Origin of the sequence: Streptomyces sp. NPDC055955 (genome assembly GCF_042270245.1) — a bacterium.
Classification (GTDB): Bacteria; Actinomycetota; Actinomycetes; order Streptomycetales; family Streptomycetaceae; genus Streptomyces.
Window position 1 is genome coordinate 1 of the sequence record NZ_JBHJYS010000036.1, and the last position, 19511, is coordinate 19511.

The 19511-nt window shown below is 71.8% G+C and carries 20 protein-coding genes and 1 pseudogene; 9 read left to right on the top strand and 12 right to left on the bottom strand.

Annotated features, from left to right (window positions below; all coding sequences use genetic code 11):
* The 3 genes and pseudogenes from ACFC96_RS42865 to ACFC96_RS42875 all read right to left on the bottom strand — a co-directional run.
* A pseudogene (locus tag ACFC96_RS42865) lies at nt 1-83 on the bottom strand (electron transfer flavoprotein subunit beta); the annotation flags it as partial.
* Between the two features lie 168 nt (nt 84-251).
* Entirely contained in the window at nt 252-758 is a 507-nt protein-coding gene (locus tag ACFC96_RS42870) for a flavin reductase family protein (protein WP_376617931.1), read from the bottom strand.
* Nucleotides 759-968: 210 nt separating this feature from the next.
* A complete protein-coding gene (locus ACFC96_RS42875; RefSeq protein ID WP_376252359.1) occupies nt 969-1376 on the bottom strand; it encodes a TlpA family protein disulfide reductase in 408 nt (135 codons plus the stop codon).
* Between the two features lie 76 nt (nt 1377-1452).
* On the opposite strand from ACFC96_RS42875, the gene ACFC96_RS42880 reads away from it, so the two are divergent.
* Both ACFC96_RS42880 and ACFC96_RS42885 read left to right on the top strand, forming a co-directional pair.
* On the top strand, nt 1453-1869 hold the full coding sequence (locus ACFC96_RS42880) for a DUF4395 domain-containing protein (protein WP_376252356.1): 417 nt from the start codon (nt 1453-1455) through the stop codon (nt 1867-1869).
* 175 nt (nt 1870-2044) lie between these two features.
* Nucleotides 2045-2773, top strand: a complete 729-nt coding sequence (locus ACFC96_RS42885) for a lysophospholipid acyltransferase family protein (protein ID WP_376617933.1) — start codon at nt 2045-2047, stop codon at nt 2771-2773.
* A 40-nt stretch (nt 2774-2813) separates the two neighbouring features.
* Here the strand turns inward: ACFC96_RS42885 and ACFC96_RS42890 are convergent, their stop codons facing one another.
* The 7 genes from ACFC96_RS42890 to ACFC96_RS42920 all read right to left on the bottom strand — a co-directional run bounded on the left by ACFC96_RS42890 (nt 2814) and on the right by ACFC96_RS42920 (nt 9728).
* Nucleotides 2814-3500, bottom strand: coding sequence for a B3/4 domain-containing protein (locus tag ACFC96_RS42890; RefSeq protein WP_376252350.1), 687 nt, complete (start codon nt 3498-3500; stop codon nt 2814-2816).
* 35 nt (nt 3501-3535) lie between these two features.
* Nucleotides 3536-4129: a transglutaminase family protein gene (locus ACFC96_RS42895; RefSeq protein ID WP_376617935.1), complete on the bottom strand. Its 594-nt coding sequence runs from the start codon at nt 4127-4129 to the stop codon at nt 3536-3538.
* Nucleotides 4130-4234: 105 nt separating this feature from the next.
* Nucleotides 4235-5305, bottom strand: a complete 1071-nt coding sequence (locus ACFC96_RS42900; protein WP_376253733.1) for a threonine aldolase family protein — start codon at nt 5303-5305, stop codon at nt 4235-4237.
* A complete protein-coding gene (locus ACFC96_RS42905; RefSeq protein ID WP_376253730.1) occupies nt 5302-6060 on the bottom strand; it encodes an SDR family NAD(P)-dependent oxidoreductase in 759 nt (252 codons plus the stop codon). Before ACFC96_RS42905 ends, ACFC96_RS42900 begins: the two co-directional genes overlap by 4 nt.
* A gap of 26 nt (nt 6061-6086) precedes the next feature.
* The gene (locus ACFC96_RS42910; RefSeq protein WP_376617937.1) at nt 6087-7505 is read right to left on the bottom strand and encodes a DUF6421 family protein; all 1419 of its coding nucleotides are present in this window, start codon (nt 7503-7505) and stop codon (nt 6087-6089) included.
* Nucleotides 7506-7587: 82 nt separating this feature from the next.
* The gene (locus ACFC96_RS42915; protein ID WP_376252343.1) at nt 7588-8589 is read right to left on the bottom strand and encodes an alpha/beta hydrolase; all 1002 of its coding nucleotides are present in this window, start codon (nt 8587-8589) and stop codon (nt 7588-7590) included.
* Nucleotides 8586-9728 (bottom strand): LLM class flavin-dependent oxidoreductase, encoded by a 1143-nt coding sequence (locus tag ACFC96_RS42920; RefSeq protein ID WP_376252340.1) that lies wholly within the window; start codon nt 9726-9728, stop codon nt 8586-8588. Before ACFC96_RS42920 ends, ACFC96_RS42915 begins: the two co-directional genes overlap by 4 nt.
* A gap of 153 nt (nt 9729-9881) precedes the next feature.
* On the opposite strand from ACFC96_RS42920, the gene ACFC96_RS42925 reads away from it, so the two are divergent.
* Entirely contained in the window at nt 9882-10466 is a 585-nt protein-coding gene (locus tag ACFC96_RS42925) for a PadR family transcriptional regulator (RefSeq protein ID WP_376617939.1), read from the top strand.
* A 292-nt stretch (nt 10467-10758) separates the two neighbouring features.
* Nucleotides 10759-11442 carry a glycerophosphodiester phosphodiesterase gene (locus ACFC96_RS42930; protein WP_376252336.1) on the top strand — a complete coding sequence of 228 codons (684 nt, stop codon included), beginning with the start codon at nt 10759-10761 and terminating at the stop codon, nt 11440-11442.
* Nucleotides 11443-11479: 37 nt separating this feature from the next.
* On the opposite strand, the gene ACFC96_RS42935 is transcribed toward ACFC96_RS42930, so the two are convergent.
* Complete coding sequence (locus ACFC96_RS42935) at nt 11480-12031, bottom strand: GNAT family N-acetyltransferase (RefSeq protein ID WP_376617940.1); 552 nt, start codon at nt 12029-12031, stop codon at nt 11480-11482.
* Between the two features lie 79 nt (nt 12032-12110).
* Between ACFC96_RS42935 and ACFC96_RS42940 the strand changes: the two genes are divergently transcribed.
* Together ACFC96_RS42940 and ACFC96_RS42945 are read left to right on the top strand one after the other, a co-directional pair.
* The gene (locus ACFC96_RS42940) at nt 12111-12497 is read left to right on the top strand and encodes a VOC family protein (RefSeq protein ID WP_376617942.1); all 387 of its coding nucleotides are present in this window, start codon (nt 12111-12113) and stop codon (nt 12495-12497) included.
* 140 nt (nt 12498-12637) lie between these two features.
* The gene (locus ACFC96_RS42945) at nt 12638-14029 is read left to right on the top strand and encodes an NAD(P)/FAD-dependent oxidoreductase (RefSeq protein WP_376617944.1); all 1392 of its coding nucleotides are present in this window, start codon (nt 12638-12640) and stop codon (nt 14027-14029) included.
* Here ACFC96_RS42945 and ACFC96_RS42950 read toward each other — a convergent pair.
* A complete protein-coding gene (locus ACFC96_RS42950; protein ID WP_376617945.1) occupies nt 14026-15504 on the bottom strand; it encodes a PucR family transcriptional regulator in 1479 nt (492 codons plus the stop codon). The two genes, ACFC96_RS42945 and ACFC96_RS42950, sit on opposite strands and share 4 nt — an antisense overlap.
* Before the next feature lie 89 nt (nt 15505-15593).
* On the opposite strand from ACFC96_RS42950, the gene ACFC96_RS42955 reads away from it, so the two are divergent.
* The 3 genes from ACFC96_RS42955 to ACFC96_RS42965 all read left to right on the top strand — a co-directional run bounded on the left by ACFC96_RS42955 (nt 15594) and on the right by ACFC96_RS42965 (nt 19468).
* Nucleotides 15594-16601 (top strand): DUF917 domain-containing protein, encoded by a 1008-nt coding sequence (locus tag ACFC96_RS42955; protein WP_376252323.1) that lies wholly within the window; start codon nt 15594-15596, stop codon nt 16599-16601.
* Nucleotides 16598-17965: a hydantoinase/oxoprolinase N-terminal domain-containing protein gene (locus ACFC96_RS42960; protein WP_376617947.1), complete on the top strand. Its 1368-nt coding sequence runs from the start codon at nt 16598-16600 to the stop codon at nt 17963-17965. The genes ACFC96_RS42955 and ACFC96_RS42960 overlap by 4 nt, the downstream gene beginning before the upstream one ends.
* A gap of 87 nt (nt 17966-18052) precedes the next feature.
* Nucleotides 18053-19468 carry a purine-cytosine permease family protein gene (locus tag ACFC96_RS42965; RefSeq protein WP_376617949.1) on the top strand — a complete coding sequence of 472 codons (1416 nt, stop codon included), beginning with the start codon at nt 18053-18055 and terminating at the stop codon, nt 19466-19468.
* The last annotated feature ends 43 nt before the right edge of the window (nt 19469-19511 follow it).

The window sequence follows — 19511 nt, forward strand, 5'->3', positions numbered from 1 at the left end:
TCCACCGTCAGGTCCTCAGCGAAATGCCGGTCCCCCGTCGCGTCCGGCACATACTTCACGGTGACAACGATCCTCAAGCTCACGCCGGCTCTCCTACTGCAATCGTCTTTACTGGGCGGCCTTGCTCCCTGCAGGCAGCATAGGCGTCCGAAGCGGACTCTCCCGGTCGGGGCGGCCCGCGCCCCGAACGAAATATTACTCGTCAGTACACCCAGGATATGCCCGCTAAGCAAGCGCTTTGAACTGTGATCCTAGTCGCGCAGACCGTTGAAGCGGCCCTGGTGATAGACGAGCGGCCGACCGGCCCCCGCGGGGTCCCCGACGACGGCCTCGGCGAGCACGATGCGGTGGTCCCCGGCGGGCACACGCGCGATCACCCGGCACACCAACCAGGCCAGGACACCGTCGAGTACGGGCACGCCCTCCGGGCCCTCGTGCCAGCGCGTGGGATCCCCGAAGCGGTCGGCGCCGCTCTTCGCGAACGTGGCGGCCAGATCCTGCTGGTGCTCGCCGAGTATGTGCACGCCGACGTGTTCGGCCTCGGAGACGACGGGCCAGCTGGAGGCGCCCAGGCCGATACCGAACGAGATGACGGGCGGTTCGGCCGACACCGACGTCAGAGAGGTGGCGGTGAAGCCCACGGGGGCGGCGCCCCGGGCGGTGATCACGGCGACTCCGGCCGCGTGCTGCCGGAAGACCGAGCGCAGCAGGTCGGGCGATGCGGTGGTGGCGGTGCGGAGATCGGGCGTGGCCGTCATGGAGTTGTCCTTCTGCCGGAGGGGTGCGAGCGGGATCCGTGGCTGCTCAGGAGCCGGGACAGCGCGCACTCGCGCAGCGGGCGAGGTCCACATGGACACGCTCGAAGAGAAGGAGTTCCGTGGGCATACAGTCAGGCTGACGATACGTGGTGCGTGCAGTCAAGGGCGTCCCGCCATCTGGGAGAAGCGTCACCACGAAGTCACCCCCCGTCAGACCGCCGCCCCGAGCGCGGCGATGACGTCCGCCTTGCGCGGCTGGCCGGAGGCGCGGCGCACGATGTGTCCGGCGGCGTCGAGGACGAGCACGGTGGGGGTCTTGAGGACGCCGAGTTCCCGTACGAGGTCCAGCCGGTCCTCGGCGTCGATCTCCACGTGGGCCACGCCGGGCACCATTTCGGCCACTTCGCCGAGCACGCGCCGGGTGGCCCGGCACGGGGCGCAGAAGGCGCTGGAGAACTGCACGAGCGTCGCCCGCTCCCCCAGCTCCTCGCCCAACTGCGCAGCTCCGAGAGCCGCTTCGCCCTGCCGCACCTTCATCCTCCCGCTCCGCCGCCGTTGCATCAGCCCGAAGACGCTCGCCACGGCGAGCACGGCCACACACACCACAAGTCCGGTCATCGTTCCAGTGCAGCATTCACGAGACCGCAAAGATTCCCCGGGTCCGCGCGGCGCGCCGATGCGGAATGCTGGGTTCATGGACATCGATGTGAGAGGGCCGCGGTTCGGCGCCGCGGTCACGACGGTGGTACTGGCCCTGGTGCTCGTCACGGGGAGCGCCTGGCTCCTGGCGTGGCAGACGCTGTGTTTCGCGCTCGGCGCGGCAGGCGGCGTGGGGCGTTCGCCCTATGCGTGGCTGTTCCGTGCGGCGGTACGGCCGCGCCTCGGGCCGCCCACGGAGTTCGAGGCTCCGCAGCCGCCGCGGTTCGCGCAGTTCGTCGGGCTCGTCTTCGCGTCGGCGGGCCTGGTGGGTCTGGTGTGGGGGCCGGGCTGGCTGGGGCTCGGGGCGACGGCCTGCGCCTTGGCGGCGGCGTTCCTCAACTCGGTGTTCGGCTACTGCCTGGGATGCGAGATGTACCTGCTCCTGCGGCGTGGCGCGGCACGATTTGGCTGATCAACGGGTTGCGGGGACCGGGTCGGAGTGACGAGGATCTCGCGCCCTGCCGGAACCAGGACTGGCTACTCAGCCGTTGATGGGGCACGATCTGCGCAAGCCACAAAACCTACGGCTGCGTAACTTCCCGCCGGGAGCCCCCTCCCCAGGCAGAGATGAAGGGTCCTCCCCCTCCATGGCAGAGCTCGTCTACCGTCCGGTCATCGGCGCGGCCCGCACGATGTTCAAGGCGCTCGATCTGAAGATCGACGTCAAGGGCGCGGAGAACATTCCGCGCTCCGGCGGCGCGGTCCTGGTCAGCAATCACATCAGCTACCTGGACTTCATCTTCGACGGTCTCGCAGCGCTGCCGCAGAAGCGCCTGGTGCGCTTCATGGCGAAGGAGTCGGTCTTCCGGCACAAGATCTCCGGTCCGCTGATGCGCAGCATGAAGCACATCCCCGTGGACCGGAAGCAGGGCGAGGACGCGTATGCGCACGCCCTCGACTCACTGCGCTCCGGCGAGGTCATCGGAGTGTTCCCCGAGGCGACGATCTCGCAGTCGTTCACGCTGAAGAGCTTCAAGTCGGGCGCCGCGCGCCTGGCCCAGGAGGCCGGCGTGCCGCTGATCCCGATGGCGCTGTGGGGTACCCAGCGCCTGTGGACGAAGGGGCACCCCAAGAACTTCAAGCGTCAGCACATCCCGATCACGATCCGGGTCGGCGAGCCGATGGAGGCTCCGCGCGACCAGTTCGCCGGTGCGATCACGCGGCGGCTGCGCGAGCGGGTGCAGGAACTCCTCGAAGCGGCGCAGCGCGCGTACCCCGTACGTCCCAAGGGTCCGGACGACACCTGGTGGATGCCCGCGCACCTCGGCGGCACCGCGCCCACCGCGGCAGAGGTGAAGGCCGCCGAGGCGCGCTGAATCGGTACTGCAGACGTGCCGCGGGCCCACCGCGGTGCGTCTACTCCGGCGCGTGGACGGTGATCCGCGCGCCGGGGCTGAACTTCTCCAGGAGTTCGGCGAGTTCGGTGCCGGCCGCCGCCACGTCGCAGTGCGGCCCCATCGCCTCCAGCAGGAAGAGGGCGTTGGCCGATTCCTCGGTGAGGCGTGTGCGCGTTCCCTGGCGCCAGTTCCAGCGGCGGCAGGTCACGCCGTCGTCGTCGCACCAGACGACCTCGCCCGCGTCGGGGTGTTCCACGACGTCCGCTCCCCCGGCCACGGTGGCGAAGTCCTCTTCGCCGGTGGCCCGTACGAGGCGCATCCCTCCCCTGATGCGGTCCAGGTCCTCGCCGCCGACCGGGATCAGATGGGCCACGCTGACCGCGTTGTAGACGTCGACCAGGGTGTTGATCCGGGGCAGTCCGCCGTCCGCGAGGGCCCTCTTGGCCAGTGCTTCCGCGGAGTTGCGGGTGCGGGAGGGCTTGGCGCCGAAGGCCGTGTAGGCGGCGCGCCAGGCCACCATGTGCGGGTCCTCGTGCGGGGCTCGCCCGTCGAGGCGTGCGGCAAGGCGGCGCCCGGCGTCGTCGAGAAGGGCCGAAGTCCCTTCCCCGCTCGGGCTGTTGACCAGCCCGTACGCCTCGATGGCGACGTGCCGGAACTCGGGTGCGAGGGTCCGTACCTCGTCGGACACGGTGAGGTGGAGGGTCATCGTCCGCCTTGCTGTTCGGGGGTGCGCTTGCTGTTTCAGAGTGCGTCGGGGAGGTGTTCCCACAGGTACGGCCGGTCGGGGGCGTCTCGCAGGGCGCGGAGAACGGCCGGATGCGGTACATCAAAGAGTACCGGATAGTCCACCTCATTGGACTCCACGTCCGCGGCGAAGGCCAGTCGCTCGCCGTCGAGGGAGAACTGGGCGTCGACCCCGGGCTTGTTCCCGCGACAGTCCTGCCGGTGCCAGGCCCCGCGGAAGCGCACGGCGACCATGCCGTGCAGTACGTGCCCGCTTCCGGCGTCGTGCGTCAGGCGCTGGTAGCAGAGCGCGGCAGGGACGTCCTCGGCACGCAGGAGCGCGGCCAGCGCGTGGGACTTGGCGTGACAGATGCCCGTGCCCTGCTCCAGGACGTCCGAGGCGCGCCAGGTGACACGGAGGTCCCCGCTGTCGGCGGAGTGCGGAATGGTGTCACGCACGAACTCGTAGGCAACCCGCGCGTATGAATATGAGTCGGAGGCCCGGGCGGCAAGGCGCTCGGCAGTCTTCCGTACCAGCGGGTGGTGATGGTCGATGACCTCGTCGGCCGCCAAGTAGGCTGACAGGTCAGGGTTCTTCTGGATCAGCTGCATGGACCGGGAGCATAGAAATGCGACCGACCGCGCGTCAATGCATTTACGGTCGATCGCATACCTATGCAGCTATCCGGGTGTCGCAGGCGAGTCCGGAGGGGGCGCCTAGCGCGCCATTTCCTCCTTGAGGGCGGCGACGAAAGCGTCGACGTCCTCCTCACGGGTGTCGAAGGCGCACATCCAGCGGACGTCGCCGGCCGCTTCGTCCCAGAAGTAGAACCGGAAGCGCTTCTGCAGGCGCTCGCTGACGTCGTGCGGGAGCCGCGCGAAGACGGCGTTGGCCTGCACCGGGTAGAGGATCTCGACGCCGTGCACGGCGCGGACCCCCTCGGCGAGGCGCTGGGCCATCTCGTTGGCGTGCCGCGCGTTGCGCAGCCACAGGTCCTTGGCGAGCAGAGCCTCCAACTGCACCGACACGAAGCGCATCTTGGAGGCGAGCTGCATCGACAGCTTGCGCAGGTGCTTCATGTGGCTGACGGCGTCCTGGTTGAGGACGACCACGGCTTCGCCGAACAGCGCGCCGTTCTTCGTTCCGCCCAGCGACAGGATGTCGACGCCGACCGCGTTCGTGAACGTGCGCATCGGCACGTCCAGGGAGGCGGCCGCATTGGCTATGCGGGAGCCGTCGAGGTGCACCTTCATGCCGCGCTCGTGGGCGTGGTCGCAGATCGCGCGGATCTCGTCGGGCGTGTAGAGCGTGCCCAGTTCGGTGTTCTGCGTGATCGAGACGACCTGCGGCATCGCGCGGTGCTCGTCGTCCCAGCCGAAGGCCTGCCGGTCGATGAGCTCGGGCGTGAGCTTGCCGTCCGGGGTCGGCACGGTGAGCAGCTTGAGGCCGCCCATGCGCTCCGGGGCCCCGCCCTCGTCCACGTTGATGTGCGCGGACTCGGCGCAGATCACCGCGCCCCAGCGGTCGGTGACCGCCTGGAGCGCGACGACGTTGGCACCGGTGCCGTTGAAGACCGGGAACGCCTCGGCCGTGGGGCCGAAGTGGGCGCGGATGATCTGCTGGAGGTTCTCCGTGTAGTCGTCCTCGCCGTACGCGATCTGATGACCGCCGTTGGCGAGGGCGAGGGCCGCGAGGATCTCCGGGTGCGCACCCGCGTAGTTGTCGCTGGCGAAGCCGCGGACGTCAGGGTCGTGATGCCTGCGGGCGTCGGTCTTGGGCGGATTCACGGCTTCTCGGTCAGCCACAGACGGGTCCCGTTCAATTCCTTGGCGGGCCGGTCCCAGACGCCGGCGATGGCATCGGCCAGGTCCGTGACGTCCGTGAAGCCCGCGAACTTCGCGTTGGGTCGCTCGGCGCGCATCGCGTCGTGCACCAGCGCCTTCACCACCAGGATCGCAGCCGCCTGCTGCGGGCCCGCGTCACCCCCCGCCTTGCGGAAGGCGTCGCCGAGGGCGAGCGTCCAGGCCTCGGCGGCGGCCTTCGAGGCCGCGTAGGCCGCGTTGCCCGCGGTCGGCTTGCTGGCCCCCGCGGCGCTGATCAGCAGGAAGCGTCCACGGTCGCTGCGCAGCAGGGCGTCGTGGAACGCGAGGGAGGTGTGCTGGACCGTGCGGATCAGGAGCTTTTCGAGCAGCTCCCAGTCGGCGAGGTCGGTCTCGGCGAAGGAGGCACTGCCGCGCCAGCCGCCGACGAGGTGGACCACGCCGTCGACGCGCCCGAAGTCCTTCTCGATGTGGTCCGCCCAGTCGCGGGTCGCCTGCAGGTCGAGCAGGTCGACCGTGTCCCCGATGACGGTGGCGCCGCCGTGCGCGTAGCGCGCGGCGTCCACGGCCTCCGCCAGGCGGGTGGCGTCCGCGTCCGCTCCGACGACCGTCGCACCCGCCTCGGCGAGGCGCAGCAGGGTCGCGCGGCCCGCGGGTCCCCCCGCGCCCGCGACCGCGATGACCGCTCCGTCCAGCGTGCCGTTCCCGTTGCCTTCGGCCATGACCGTCGCCTCCTCGTCGCGAGCGCTCACGCGGCGGCCTGCTCGGCGCCCGCAGCCGTGATCCCCTTGGTGGAGGCGATCACGTTCTTCAGCTTCTTGGACAGTGCCTCATAGAACATGCTCAGCGGAAACTCGTCCGGAAGCACGTCGTCGACGAGCTTGCGGGGCGGCAGGCTCAGGTCGAGGGCGTCGGGGCCCTTGGCCCAGCGCGAGCCGGGGTGCGGGGCCAGGTACTGGGACACCAGGTCGTACGCGGCGAACCAGTGCACCAGCTTCGGGCGGTCGATGCCGTCGCGGTACAGCTTCTCGATCTCGGCGCACAGCTGGTTCGTGACCTGCGGGGCACGCTCCCAGTCGATCTGGAGCTTGTTGTCGGTCCAGCGCACCACGTCGTGCTTGTGCAGGTACGCGAAGAGGAGCTGGCCGCCGAGTCCGTCGTAGTTGCGCACGCGCTCGCCGGTGACGGGGAAGCGGAACATGCGGTCGAAGAGGACGGCGTACTGCACGTCGCGGCCCTGCGGGAAGCCGTCGGCCTCCAGCTTCACGGCCTCCTTGAAGGCGGTGAGGTCGCAGCGCAGCTCTTCGAGGCCGTACATCCAGAACGGCTGGCGCTGCTTGATCATGAACGGGTCGAACGGCAGGTCACCATGGCTGTGGGTGCGGTCGTGCACCATGTCCCACAGCACGAAGGCCTGCTGGCAGCGGTCCTGGTCGGAGACCATCTCGCGGATGTCGTCGGGCAGTTCGAGCCCGAGGATGCCGACGGACGCCTCGGTGACGGCGCGGAAGCGGGCGGCCTCGCGGTCGCAGAAGATGCCACCCCAGGAGAAGCGCTCGGGAGCCTCGCGCACGGCGATGGTCTCCGGGAAGAGCACGGCCGAGTTGGTGTCGTAGCCGGCGGTGAAGTCCTCGAACGTGATCCCGCAGAACAGCGGGTTGTCGTAGCGCGTCGCCTCCAGCTCGGCGAGCCACTCGGGCCACACCATGCGCAGGACGACAGCCTCCAGATTGCGGTCCGGGTTGCCGTTCTGCGTGTACATCGGGAAGACGACCAGATGCTGCAGTCCGTCCTCGCGGTGCGCGGCAGGCTGGAAGGCCAGCAGCGAGTCGAGGAAGTCGGGTACCTGGAAGCCCTCATCCGCCCAGCGGCGCAGGTCGGCCACGAGCGCCGAGTGGTACGCGGCGTCGTGCGGGAGCAGCGGGGAGAGCTGCTCGACGGCGGATATCGCGCGGTCGAGCGTCAGCTCGACGACGGCCTTGGACGGGGCGCCGTCGGCGGCGAAGTCGATGGAGCCGTCCTTCTGCTGCCACGGCCGGATCTCTTCCACGGCGGCCTTGAGCAGGGGCCACGCCGGGTGTTCCACCACCCTGCTTTCGGGGCTTCCCCCGACCTTCTCCGGAGGAACCTTCCCCTCCACGCCCGACTGCACAAGAATTTCCGTCATTACCCATCCTCCACGGGAGAACCTCGCGTACAGACACCGTAAACGGGCGAGGTTCTCCACCACAAGGGGAGCCGGACGGAAGTTATCCTGCGTGACCCCCCGATTCACCGTCGTTTTTCCTGCCCGACACGGTTGAAACGATGGCCTTCGCCACATCCGCCAGGGCGGTACGGGCGTCGTCGAGCAGCTCGGGGAAGCCGAAGAAGCCGTGGAACATCCCCGGGAAGTGGCTCTCGGTGACCACCACGCCCGCCTCGCGCAGGGCAGACGCGTACGCGAGCCCCTCGTCGCACAGCGGGTCGCAGCCCGCGGTCACGACATGGGCGGGCGGCAGCGAGGCGAGGTCGGCGAGGAGCGGCGAGACGTGCGGGTGGGACCGGTCGCCGTCCGGGCCGAGGTACTGCTCGGCGAACCAGCGGCAGTGCGCGGCCGTCAGGAAATAGCGGTCGGCGTTCCGCGCAAACGACTGCGTCGACCGGCGGGCGTCGGTGGCCGGATAGACGAGCGCCTGGAGCGCGACGCGCGGGCCGCCCCGGTCCCGGGCCAGAAGGCAGACGACGGCCGCGAGGTTGCCGCCCGCGCTGTCGCCCGCCACGACGAGGGCGTCCGCGTCACCGCCCAGGGCGGCGTGATGGTCGGCCGCCCAGCACAGCGCCGCGTACGCGTCGTCGACGGCGGCCGGGAAGGGCGACTCGGGGGCCAGCCGGTAGTCGACGGAGACGACCACGGCCCCCGCCTCGCGGCACAGCCCGCGGGCGGTGGAGTCATGGCTGTCCAGGCCGCAGATCGCCCACCCTCCCCCGTGCAGGAAGACGACGGTCGGGCGCGGGCCGGGCGCGTCGTCGGGGTCCGGGCGGTAGATGCGCACGGGGATCCGGGGCGCTCCGGCCGGGCCGGGGATGTCGCGGTCCTCGACCGAGCCGACCACCGGCGGCGGGAGCGGCGACGCGGGCGCGGCGGCCAGTATGCGGCGGGCCTCGGCGGCGTCGGTGACGGCACCGCCGAGGTCGGGGAAGAACGCGGTCATCGCGTCGACCAGGGCGCGGACCTCGGGCGCGAGGCGGTCCTCGGGCGCGGGGATCATGCGGACACCGCCTGCCGCTCCTGGGCGCGGAAGCGCGGGATGACCTTCTCGCCCCACTGCCGCAGCGTCTCCAGACAGGCCTCCTGGGGGACGGTCCCCATCTGGACGAGGCACATGATCTCGTCGGCGCCCGCGTCGCGCAGGCGCTCGACATAGGCGATGGCATCGTCGGCGGTGCCGTAGGCGTGGTCGGCGTTGAAGGTGGCCGTGGCGGTGGGGCGCACCGGGATCCGGTGTTCGTGGAGGCGGGCCACGACCTGTTCGGCGGCCCTGCGCATGTCGGCCGCCTCGTCGGCGCCCTCCACCACCGCCTCGTCTGGGACGCCCGCGCCGCCGTACCAGTGCCCGATGGACTGCGCGAAGAACCGCTGCCCACGGATTCCGATGTTCCGGGCCGTGTCCCGGTCGTCCAGGACGATGGTCGGGCACAGGACGGAGAAGTGGTCGTTGACGACGCCGGACACGAACCGGTCACCGGTGCGGGCGGCGATCGCGTCGTCGTAGGCGCTGCGCATGCCGGCGATCGACTCGGGGCCCGCGAAGCCCATCACCAGGGCACCGATGCCGAGCTCGGCGGCCTGGGTGAGCGTCTCGGTGCGACTGCACGCGAGGAAGAGGGGCGGGTGAGGCGTCTGTTTCGGGCGGGGCAGGACGGGATGCGGGTCGATGTCGAGGAGCTCCCCGTGGTGTTCGAGCTCGTCCTTCTCCCAGGCCTTCCCGATGATCCGCAGCGCCTCCTCGACCTCCTGCGTCGTGCGGTCCTTGTCGACACCGCACAGGGAGGTCTCCTGCTGGGTGCCGCCCCGGCCGGCCCCGAGGTCGAGGCGGCCCCCGGAGAGCAGGTCGAGCATGGCGGCCCGCTCGGCGACCCGCACCGGATGGTTGAAGTTGAAGGGCATGCACACGACGCCGTGCCCGATCCGGATGGTGCTGGTCCGTGCGGCGACCCAGGTCAGGAAGATCTCGGGGGCCGACATGTGCGCGTACCACTTGAGGGAGTGGTGCTCGACGGCCCAGATCCGGTCGAAGCCCATCTCCTCGGCGAGTACCGCCTGTTCCACGCAGTCATGGATGACCTGGTGTTCGTGTTCGACGGTGGGATCGGCGAGCTGCGCCTCGAAGATGACGGAGAACTTCACGTTGCCTCCAGGGAGTTGAGCCCCACGCACTGTTCCGGTTAGGTATATGACTAACCGTCAGGTGCCGAGACGGCAAGACCGGGGACGGGATTCGGCGACAAGGCCGCGCCGGGGGCTTGCGGTGACCGGCTCCCGGTCACTTCAATGCGGCACATGGCTGACGACCTGCCACCGACCGCCTGGGCCGTCCTCGGACTGCTGTCCTTCCCCGGAGAACGGACCGGATACGAGCTGAAGAAGTGGGCCGACGCCTCCCTGCGGTTCTTCTACTGGTCGCCCGCCATCAGCCAGATCTACGCCGAACTGCGCCGCCTCGAGTCACTGGGCTACGTCACGTCGCTGCACTCCGGGGCAGAGGAACCGCGGGCCAAGCGGACATACGCGATCACCGACGAGGGACGCGGAGCGCTCGCGGTGTGGGCAGGGGGCGGGCAGGGGCTCGGCGCGCCCGTCCTCAAGCACCCCGTGCTCCTGCGCGTCTGGCTCGGGCATCTCGCCGCGCCGGAGCACCTGCGGGGCCTCGTGACGGAACACGTGGCCCGCACGAAAGGTGAGCTGAAGGAGGTCAGGGACGCGCTCGGGCGGGCCGACGGAGTCGAGGCGTGGGCCCATCCGCAGATCGCGCTGCGCTGGAGCGAACGGCGGCTCGCGGCCGAGGTCGAACTGGCCGAGGCCATGCTGGACGACCTGGCCGCCACGCCCGGTCAACCTCTGGAGAACTCGCCCACCCAGGGGTGAAGCTTCCCGCGGCAGGCTGCCGAGGGCGGTAGGACGGACCGGTCCCCGTCCCTCCCCTGTCCCCCAGCCCGACTGGAGCCCCGACCGTGAGCATCCGTGCCGTCCTGGTCGCCGCCGTCATCACTGGACTGGTCCTGGGAATCACCGCAACCAGAGCGGACCACTCCACTCCCTCGCGTCGGACCGGTCCCATCGTGGAGACGGGCCGTTAGGCTTCGGCCGTGCCGCGCGGGCGAGCCCGTCCGTGACCTCGCGTGGATGCCGAGCCGCCGTCGACGGAAGCGAGACGATCTTGAACTTCCTCACCATCGGGCATCGCGGAGTCATGGGTGTCGAACCCGAGAACACCCTCCGGTCCTTCGTCGCCGCGCAGGACGCGGGCCTCGATCTCATCGAACTCGATCTGCATCTGAGCAAGGACGGCGCCCTCGTCGTCATGCACGACGCCGACGTCGACCGCACGACGGACGGCCGGGGCCCCATCGCCGACAAGACCCTCGCCGAGCTGCGCGCCCTGGACGCCGGGCGCGGCGAGCGGGTGCCGGTTTTCGAGGAGGTGCTCGACGCCGTCTCCACGCCGCTGCAGGCCGAGATCAAGGACATCGCCGCGGCGCGCGCCCTCGCCGACGTCATGCTGCGCCGGGACCTGGTGAGCCGCGTCGAGGTGATCTCGTTCCAGGACGCGGCCATCGCCGAGATCGCCCGGCTGGTGCCGGGTGTCCGTACGGCGCTGGTGGCCAGCCGCTACGGCACCGACGTGGTGGAGCGCGCCACCGCGGTCGGCGCCACGTCCCTCGTCCTCAACATCCGGCGCCTCACGCAGGAGATCGTCGAGCGGGCCCGCAAGGCGGACCTTCGGATCATCGGCTGGGTCGTCAACACGCAGGACGATCTGCGCCTGGTGCGGGCGCTCGGCCTGGACGCAGCGACGACGGACTACCCGGAGATCAAACGGACCGGCCGCTTCACGGCCTGAGCCGCCCGAGCAGCCCTCATCACCCCGGGGACCCGTGTCAGCCGAGCGGCTTGACCAGCAGCTCGAACTGCAGGTCGTCCCGCTGCGGGATGCCGAAGCGCTCGTCGCCGTACGGGAAGGGGGTCATCTCTCCCGTACGGCGGTAGCCCCGGCGCTCGTACCAGGCGATGAGGTCCTCGCGCACGGAGATCACCGTCATGTGCATCTCGCGCACGCCCCACGCCTCACGGGCGGTGCGCTCCGCCTCCGCGATGATCACCTTGCCGAGGCCCGCGCCCTGCAGGGCCGGGCTCACGGCGAACATGCCGAAGTAGGCGTGCTCCCCGCGGTGCTCCAACTGACAGCAGGCGACGACCGCGCCGTCGCGCTCGACGGTGAGCAGGCGGCTGTCCGGCGACTTGATGACGTCGATGACGCCCTGCGGGTCGGTGCGCTGCCCCTCCAGGATGTCCGCCTCCGTGGTCCAGCCGGTGCGGCTGGAGTCCCCGCGGTACGCCGACTCGATCAGCGCGACGAGCACGTCGACATCGGCGTCGGTGGCGTCCCGGAAGACGAGGTCGCCGGTCGTGCGGCGGGGAGCGAGGGACATGGGACGGTCTCCGATCTCGTGCGCGGCTGTCGGCGCGGGCGGCGTCGAGCCTAACGCCGAGCCTCTACGCTGCGTTGGCATGGTTCACGTACTGAGCAGCAGGACGCTTCTTCGCCCCACCGATCCGGAGCGGTCGCGGGCCTTTTACGGTGAGGCGCTCGGCCTTGCCGTGTACCGGGAGTTCGGGACGGGGCCCGAGCGCGGGACCGTCTACTTCCTCGGGGGCGGCTTCCTGGAGGTGTCCGGCCACTCGGAGGCACCGCCGTCGCCCGGGCTCCAGCTGTGGCTCCAGGTCGCGGACGCGGCGGCCGCGCACGAGGAGCTGGCGGAGCGCGGCGTCGAGGTGCTCCGGCCTCCCGTCAAGGAGCCGTGGGGGCTGATCGAGATGTGGATCTCGGATCCGGACGGCGTGCACATCGTGATCACCGAAGTGCCGGAGGATCATCCGCTGCGCCATCGGCCATGAAGGAGCGGGTTTCGGGGTACGCGGGCGGAAGGACCCGCCCGGCGTGCGCGGCACCAGCGCGCGGAAGAGTATGGGCGGGGCGGCCGGAGACCGGCCCCTTCCTTCGCGTCCGGATGAGCCCGACCCTGGAGAGACATCACATGGCAGCTCCTCGGATCCTGATCGTCGGCGGCGGATTCGCCGGCATGGAGTGCGCGCACAAGCTGGAGAAGATCCTCAAGCCGGGCGAGGCGCAGCTGAGGCTGGTCAGTCCGTTCGACCATCAGCTGTACCTGCCGCTGCTCCCCCAAGTCGCCTCGGGCGTGCTCACTCCGCAGTCGGTCGCGGTGCCGCTGCGCCGCATGCTGCGGCACACCGGCATCGTGCCGGGCGGCGCGGTGGGCGTGGACCCCGCGGCGAAGGCCGTCGTCGTACGGAAGATCAACGGCGAGACGGTGGTGGAGCGCTACGACTACCTGGTCCTCACGCCGGGCAGCGTCACGCGGCAGTTCGACATCCCCGGTGTGGACCAGTACGCGGTCGGGGTGAAGACGCTGGCGGAGGCGGCCTGGATCCGCGACCACGTCATCTCGCAGCTCGACCTGGCCGCGGCCAGCACCGACCCCGCCGAGCGGGAGTCCCGGCTGCAGTTCGTGGTGGTGGGCGGCGGGTACGCCGGTACGGAGACGGCCGCCTATCTGGAGCGTCTGACCACCGCCGCCGCCAAGCGTCTTCGAGGGCTCGACCCGGCGCAGATCAAGTGGCATCTCGTCGACATCGCGCCCAAGCTGATGCCCGAACTCGGCGACCGGCTCGGCGAGAAGGCCCTGTCCATCGTGGAGCGGCGCGGGCTGCACGTGTCGCTCGGGGTGTCCGTGGCGAAGGCGACCGAGGACACGGTGACGCTCACGGACGGCCGGGTACTGCCGTGCCGCACGCTGATCTGGACGGCGGGTGTCGCGCCGAGTCCGCTGATCGCGACGCTCGGCGCGGAGACGAACCGGGGCCGGCTCGTCGTCGACCCCGATCTGACGGTGCCGGGGCTGGACGGCGTGTTCGCGCTCGGTGACGCGGCCGCCGTGCCGGACCTCGAGAAGGGCGCCGACGCGATCTGCCCGCCGACCGCCCAGCACGCCATGCGGCAGGGCTGGGCCGCCGCGAAGAACGTGGCCGCCGCTCTGCACGGCCTGCCGCCGACGCCGTACCGGCACAAGGATCTCGGGCTCGTGGTGGACCTGGGCGGCATTCAGGCCGTGTCCAAGCCGTTGGGTGTGCAGCTGACCGGGCTGCCCGCCCAGTTCGTGGCCCGTGCCTACCACTTGGGTGCGCTGCGGACCGTGACGGCCCGGTTCCGCACGGCGGCGAACTGGGGCCTCAACGCGGTCGCCGGTGACGACTTCGTGCGTACGGGGTTCCAGTCGGATCGGCCCGCGACGCTGAAGGACTTCGAGAAGACGGACGCGTATCTGACGCCGGAGGAGGTGCACGCAATGGTGACGGCGCATGTCGAGGGCCATTCGGCGTCGGCTCCGACTGAGCCCGGGTCCCTTTAGGCCGGCGGTTGCTTGGGGCCCGGCGGGATCGTCAGGCGTGCGCGGCAGGCCAGTTGGAGGGCCAGCCTGGTTTCCGGATCGGTGAGGTCGGCGCCCGTGAGGTCCGTGATGCGGCGGATGCGGGCGCCGACGGCGTTGCGGTGCAGATGGAGTTCCTCGGCGGCGCGGGCCGGTGAGTTGTTGTGGTCGAGGTAGGCCTGAAGGGTGCGCAGCAGCGGGTCGGCGCGTTCCGGGCCCAACTCCGTCACCGGAGCGAGGAGTTCGTCCACGGCTTCGCGGGCGGTGTCCGAGGCGTACCACTCCAGGAGCATGCGGTCGAGGCCCGCGGCGTCGTGCGCGGTCACGGGGGCGGTGTCGGCGGTGGCGGGCTTGAGGAGGGCGGCCCTGGCCTCGCGGGCCGACGTGCGGATGCCCAGGGGGCCGCGGTGCGGGGCGCCGACGCCGCCGCGCAGGTCCGCCTCGGGGTGCAGTCGGCGCAGCCGGTCGACGGCGTGGCGGGCCACGGCGAGCGCGGTGCGGCGGCCCGGGGCGCCGGGGTCGGTGGGCCAGGTGCCGAGCACGACGAGCGCGTCGTCGACGAGGGCGGCGTTCCAGTGGACGCCGTCGGGGACGTGGCCGTCGCTGTGCTGCCGTACGTCGGTCAGTGTCCTGGGCAGAACGGTGTCGAGGAGCCGGTAGCGGTCCGCGGCGGGCAGTGCCGCGGCCTCGATGCGCAGGGCGATGTGGCGGCCGTCGACGGGGAGGCCGATGGTCCGGCCGCGGGCGGCCAGGCGGGCGGTCTGGTCCTGCGGGGCGACGAGGAGTTCGGCGAGGAGGTGGCCGCGCGAGCGCACGGGGACGTCGCCGTGTCCGCCGCCGGCCGCAGTGAGCGCGGCCAGCGCCAGGACGGAGCGGACGGCGGTGCCCGGGTGACCGGGCTGTGCGGCCGCGGCGAGGCGCACCTCGCCGTCGGGTCCGGCGGCCGATGCGCCCTCCTCCCCGGGGCCGGGGGCACGACGCTCGACGGGTGTGCCGAGCAGGCGGGCGGCAATCGCGGCGGCCCGTTCCGGGTCGCCCGCGGCGGAGGGCAGTTCGCGGGCCGCGGCCTCGATCCGGGCGAGGGCGTCGGCCGAGTCCCCCGCGACGGCGCGGTCGACGGCCACGACCAGAGCGGCCAGGTCTCCGTCCGTGGTCAGGACGGCGATCCGGCCGCGCTCCGCGAGGGCGTGTACGGCGATGTCACCCGTCACCTGCTCGCCGCCCGGAAGCACGAGCGCCGCGGCGCCGGCCGCCGCGGCGTCCCGTACGGCCACGTCAAGGAGGTGGTCCGGCACGGGTGCGAGGAGCACCGCGACCGTTCCCGCGGGGACGGCCGCGAGCCCGCCGGCGCGGGGTTCGAGGCGGATGCCGGTGACCTCGGTGGCATCGAGCGGGCCCGCGAGCGGGCGGAGCGTGTCGAGGCCGGGTGCGCTGAGCAGGTCGACGAGGCGCGGCATGCGGCCATTGTGCTGGAGGCACAGCGTGGTGCCAAGGTGTGGGCTCACAGCCCATTGGTGGGCGCGTGCGAGCTCGTAGTCTGAGCCGTATGCAGATGGACGCCGAAGTGCTCGCCGACTTCGCGCGGGGCTGTGCCGTCCTGGGTTCGGGAGGCGGCGGTGGCCCCGCCGCCGTGACGTGCCCCGTGGCCGAGCAGGCCATCGAGGAGTGCGGGCCCGTGCAGGTCGTCACGGCCGGCGAGCTGCCTGAGGACGCGTTGGTCATGCCGGTCGGCCTGATCGGCTCGCCCGCCGTCGCCGAGGAGCGCATCGGCAGCCGGGCCGAGCCCGCGCGGATGCGGGAGCGGGTCGAGGCGCTGCACGGCGTGCCGGTCGCCGCCGTGCTCATCTCGGAGATCGGCGGGCTCAACGGCTGCACGGCCGTCGCCTGGGCGGCCCGGCTGGGGTTGCCGCTGCTCGACGCCGACGCCATGGGCCGGGCCTTCCCGCGCATGGACCAGAACGTCCTCGAACTGGCCGGGCTCCGTCCGGGCCCCACCGTGCTCGCGGACGAGTACGGCCGCACCGTCGTCCTCGACGATGTCGACGGCCCCTGGCTGGAGGAACTGGCGCGGGCCGTGGTCGCGACGTTCGGCGGGCACGCCGCGTCGTCCGAGTACCCGCTGACGGCCGGGCAGGCCGCCCGGCACGCGGTCGCGGGCTCGGTGACGCGTGCCGTCGCCGTCGGGCGCGGCGAGGGGCCCCTGCCGGTCCTGACCGGCAAGGTGTCGTCCGTACGGCGGACCGACGAGGACACGACGCGCGTCCTCCTGGAGGGCACCGGCGCCGACGCGGGACGCCTCGTACGGATCGAGGCCCGCAGCGAGTTCGTCGCGGCGGTCGAGGACGGCAGGGCGCTGGCGCTGGTGCCCGACGTGATCGCTCTCGTCGACGTGCGGACCGGCTGGGCGGTGCCCGTGGAAGAGGTCAGGTACGGGCTGCGGGTGCGCCTCGTCACCCTTCCGTCGGCGCCGATCTGGTACTCGGAGGCCGGCCTGCGCCTCGCCGGACCCGCCGCGTTCGGCGTGCACGGGCTGACGAGGGAGGCCACGCCATGATCATCGGTGTGGATGTGGGCCCCGTCGGCACGGATGCCGTCCTGCTGGACGGCGACGGCACGGGCGGTGTCACCGGCGGCAGCCGGGCGTTGCGGGCCGTGAGGGTGCCGTCTCTGCCCGGCGACGCCGTCGGTTCGCTCGTCGCCGCTGTCGAGGCACTGCCCCGTGAACCGCGGGCGCGCGCCACGCAGCTCGCCGTGGGGCTGCGGGTCGCCGACCGGGCCCTGACGGAGCGCGCGGGCCTCGCCCAGGTGGGGGTGCTGCGCATCGGGGGTGAGGCCACCGACACCGTACGACCGCTGTTCGGATGGCCCGCCGGGCTGCGCGACGCCGTGTGCGCCGGCACCGCGAACGTGGCCGGTGGCGGCGGGCTCGGCCCGCACGACGGGGCGCCGCTCGACCGGGACGCCGTGGCCCGTTTCGGGGCCGAACTCGCGGGCCGGGCCGAGGCGTTCGCGGTGTGCGCCGTGTTCGCACCCGCCGACGGGACACAGGAGCGGGAGGCCGCCGAGATCCTGCGGGCCGAGGCGGGCGCCGACGTGCCGGTGGTCCTGTCGGGCGAGATCGGCTCGCTCGGGCTGCTGCGGCGCGAGAACGCGACAGTCCTCGACGCCGCGCTGTGCCTCCTGGTGGCCCGCGTCGCCGACGAGCTGACGGCCGCGCTCCCCCTGCTCGGGCTCGCACCGGGTGCCGCCGTGCTCGTGACCCGGCACGACGGCACCCTGATGAGCCTGGACCACCTGCGCCGCCAGCCGGGCCTGAGCCTCGGCTCCGGCCCGGCGTGCATGATCCGCGGCGCGGGGCTGCTCGGCGGCGTGCGGGACGCCGTGGTCGCGGACATCGGCGAACGTCAGGCCCGCGTAGGTGCATTGACCGCCGGCTATCCCCAGGAGGCCGGACCCGGAGGGCGCATCGGCGGCGTACCCGTCAGCCTGCGCGTCCCCGAACTGCTCACCGTCGGCGCCGCGGCACACCGCGACCTGGCGGAGGCGGTGGACCGCATGCAGCCGGCCGCCGGCCGGCTCCCCGTCGTCCTGGTCGGCGGCGGCGCGGCCGCGGTGCCCGGCCGCGCGCTTCCCGGGTGCGAGGTCGTCCGGCCCGAACACGGCGGCGTCGCGGGCGCGTTCGGCGCGGCCGCGAGCCCGGTGGGCGGCCACCACGAGCGCATCGTGCGGGCCGGTCCCGGCCGGCGTCTGGACGCCGTACGGGACGAGGTGCGCGACCTCGCCCGGGCCGGGGCCGTGCGCGCCGGGGCGGATCCCCGTCGTGTGAGCACGCTCCTCGAACCGGATCTCACCGTGCCCTACCTGCCGGGCGCGCTGCTCCTGAGGGCCAGGGCCTTCGGGCCGCCGCTACCGCTCTGACCCGATCAACTCCCTTTCCCCCACGGCAGTTCGGGCTTCGCCCTGCCGTGATCCCGCCCATCCCTCTTCGATGCGAGGACCGTCCCCATGCCCAAGCCATCCGACGTGCCGACGCCCGGCCAGAACGACCGGGCCGATGAGGACTACCCCCTGGAGCGGGTGCCGCGCGCTGCCCGCTACTCCTGGTTCAACGTCGCCGTGCAGCGCTTCGGCCAGCTCTCCGACCTCACGCAGTTCCTCCTCGGCGCGACGCTCGGCGCCGGGCTCTCCTTCTGGGGCGCCTTCTGGGCGTTCACACTCGGCTCGGTGATCCTGGAGGTCGTCTGCATCTTCGTCGGCATCGCCGGGATGCGCGAGGGCCTCGCGACCTCGATGCTGGTGCGCTGGACCGGCTTCGGGCGGTACGGCTCGACGCTCATCGGGCTCGTCATCGCGGTCAGCCTGTTCGGCTGGTTCGGCGTGCAGACCGCGGTGTTCGCCGCCGGCCTCCAGTCGATCGTGCCGTCCATACCGCTGTGGGCCTGGTGCCTGATCTGCGGACTCGCTGTCACCGCGCTGGTGCTGCGCGGGTTCCGGGCCATGGGCTGGACGGCGTTCGTGACCGTCCCGGCGTTCCTGGGCCTCGCCGGGTGGGCGATGACCGTGCAGATCGCCCGGCACAGCTTCACCGACCTGGTCGCGTCGCCGCCGTTCGGCGCGCACATCTCCATCGCGACGGGGGCGACGATCGTCGCGGGCTCGTACATCGTCGGCGCCGTCACGACGCCCGACATGACGCGCTTCAACCGCACCACCGGCGACGTCGTCAAGCAGACCCTGGTCGGGATCTCCCTCGGCGAGTACGTCCTCGGCCTCGCCGGGGTGCTCCTCGCCTACGCCGTGAAGTCCTCCGACCTGATCGCGATCATCACGTCCAGCTCCGGCGTGGTCGGGGTGATCGTCCTCGTGTCGGCCACCGTGAAGATCAACAACTGGAACCTGTACTCGTCCGCGCTCGGCCTGATCACCGCCGCGGAGTCGGTGTTCAAGGTGCGCCTCGGCCGGGTGGGGACGACCGTCGTCATCGGTGTCCTCGGCAGTCTCGCCGCGGCGGCCGGGATCCTGGACCACTTCACGGACTTCCTCACGATCCTCGGCGTCCTCACCCCTCCCGTCGCCGGGATCATGGTCGCCGAGTACTTCGTCGTGAAGAAGTGGCGACCCCAGCTCGACGCCTCCCGTGCCATCGGCCGGCTTCCGGAGAGCGAGCCGAGCTGGGTGCCGGCCACGGTCGCCCTGTGGACCGCCGCCTCACTGGTCGGCTGGCTCAGTGACCACTACGCCTGGTGGGGCATCCCGGCGCTCAACTCGTTGATCCTCGCGGGCCTCGGCTACGTGGTCCTCGGCAAGCTCGGCCTCGTGCGCGGCGTCCGTGAGCTGCCCTTCACCCAGCCGGCCCGCCCAGCCGCCCAGATCGAGGCCGAGTCCGGCGTGGCGGACCCCCTGCCCGCCCCCGCCCACTGAACCCCGTACCGACCCACGGACGCACCGTCCACGTACGCACGAA

What these genes read in the sequence shown, in the direction of transcription:
- ACFC96_RS42955 (WP_376252323.1), top strand. Translation starts at nt 15,594, where the DNA reads ATGCAGATGGACGCCGAAGTGCTCGCCGACTTCGCGCGGGGCTGTGCC.
- ACFC96_RS42880 (WP_376252356.1), top strand. Translation starts at nt 1,453, where the DNA reads ATGGACATCGATGTGAGAGGGCCGCGGTTCGGCGCCGCGGTCACGACG.
- ACFC96_RS42965 (WP_376617949.1), top strand. Translation starts at nt 18,053, where the DNA reads ATGCCCAAGCCATCCGACGTGCCGACGCCCGGCCAGAACGACCGGGCC.
- ACFC96_RS42960 (WP_376617947.1), top strand. Translation starts at nt 16,598, where the DNA reads ATGATCATCGGTGTGGATGTGGGCCCCGTCGGCACGGATGCCGTCCTG.
- ACFC96_RS42925 (WP_376617939.1), top strand. Translation starts at nt 9,882, where the DNA reads ATGGCTGACGACCTGCCACCGACCGCCTGGGCCGTCCTCGGACTGCTG.
- ACFC96_RS42885 (WP_376617933.1), top strand. Translation starts at nt 2,045, where the DNA reads ATGGCAGAGCTCGTCTACCGTCCGGTCATCGGCGCGGCCCGCACGATG.
- ACFC96_RS42895 (WP_376617935.1), bottom strand. Translation starts at nt 4,129, where the DNA reads ATGCAGCTGATCCAGAAGAACCCTGACCTGTCAGCCTACTTGGCGGCC.
- ACFC96_RS42875 (WP_376252359.1), bottom strand. Translation starts at nt 1,376, where the DNA reads ATGACCGGACTTGTGGTGTGTGTGGCCGTGCTCGCCGTGGCGAGCGTC.
- ACFC96_RS42890 (WP_376252350.1), bottom strand. Translation starts at nt 3,500, where the DNA reads ATGACCCTCCACCTCACCGTGTCCGACGAGGTACGGACCCTCGCACCC.
- ACFC96_RS42940 (WP_376617942.1), top strand. Translation starts at nt 12,111, where the DNA reads ATGGTTCACGTACTGAGCAGCAGGACGCTTCTTCGCCCCACCGATCCG.
- ACFC96_RS42935 (WP_376617940.1), bottom strand. Translation starts at nt 12,031, where the DNA reads ATGTCCCTCGCTCCCCGCCGCACGACCGGCGACCTCGTCTTCCGGGAC.
- ACFC96_RS42915 (WP_376252343.1), bottom strand. Translation starts at nt 8,589, where the DNA reads ATGATCCCCGCGCCCGAGGACCGCCTCGCGCCCGAGGTCCGCGCCCTG.
- ACFC96_RS42910 (WP_376617937.1), bottom strand. Translation starts at nt 7,505, where the DNA reads ATGACGGAAATTCTTGTGCAGTCGGGCGTGGAGGGGAAGGTTCCTCCG.
- ACFC96_RS42870 (WP_376617931.1), bottom strand. Translation starts at nt 758, where the DNA reads ATGACGGCCACGCCCGATCTCCGCACCGCCACCACCGCATCGCCCGAC.
- ACFC96_RS42945 (WP_376617944.1), top strand. Translation starts at nt 12,638, where the DNA reads ATGGCAGCTCCTCGGATCCTGATCGTCGGCGGCGGATTCGCCGGCATG.
- ACFC96_RS42905 (WP_376253730.1), bottom strand. Translation starts at nt 6,060, where the DNA reads ATGGCCGAAGGCAACGGGAACGGCACGCTGGACGGAGCGGTCATCGCG.
- ACFC96_RS42950 (WP_376617945.1), bottom strand. Translation starts at nt 15,504, where the DNA reads ATGCCGCGCCTCGTCGACCTGCTCAGCGCACCCGGCCTCGACACGCTC.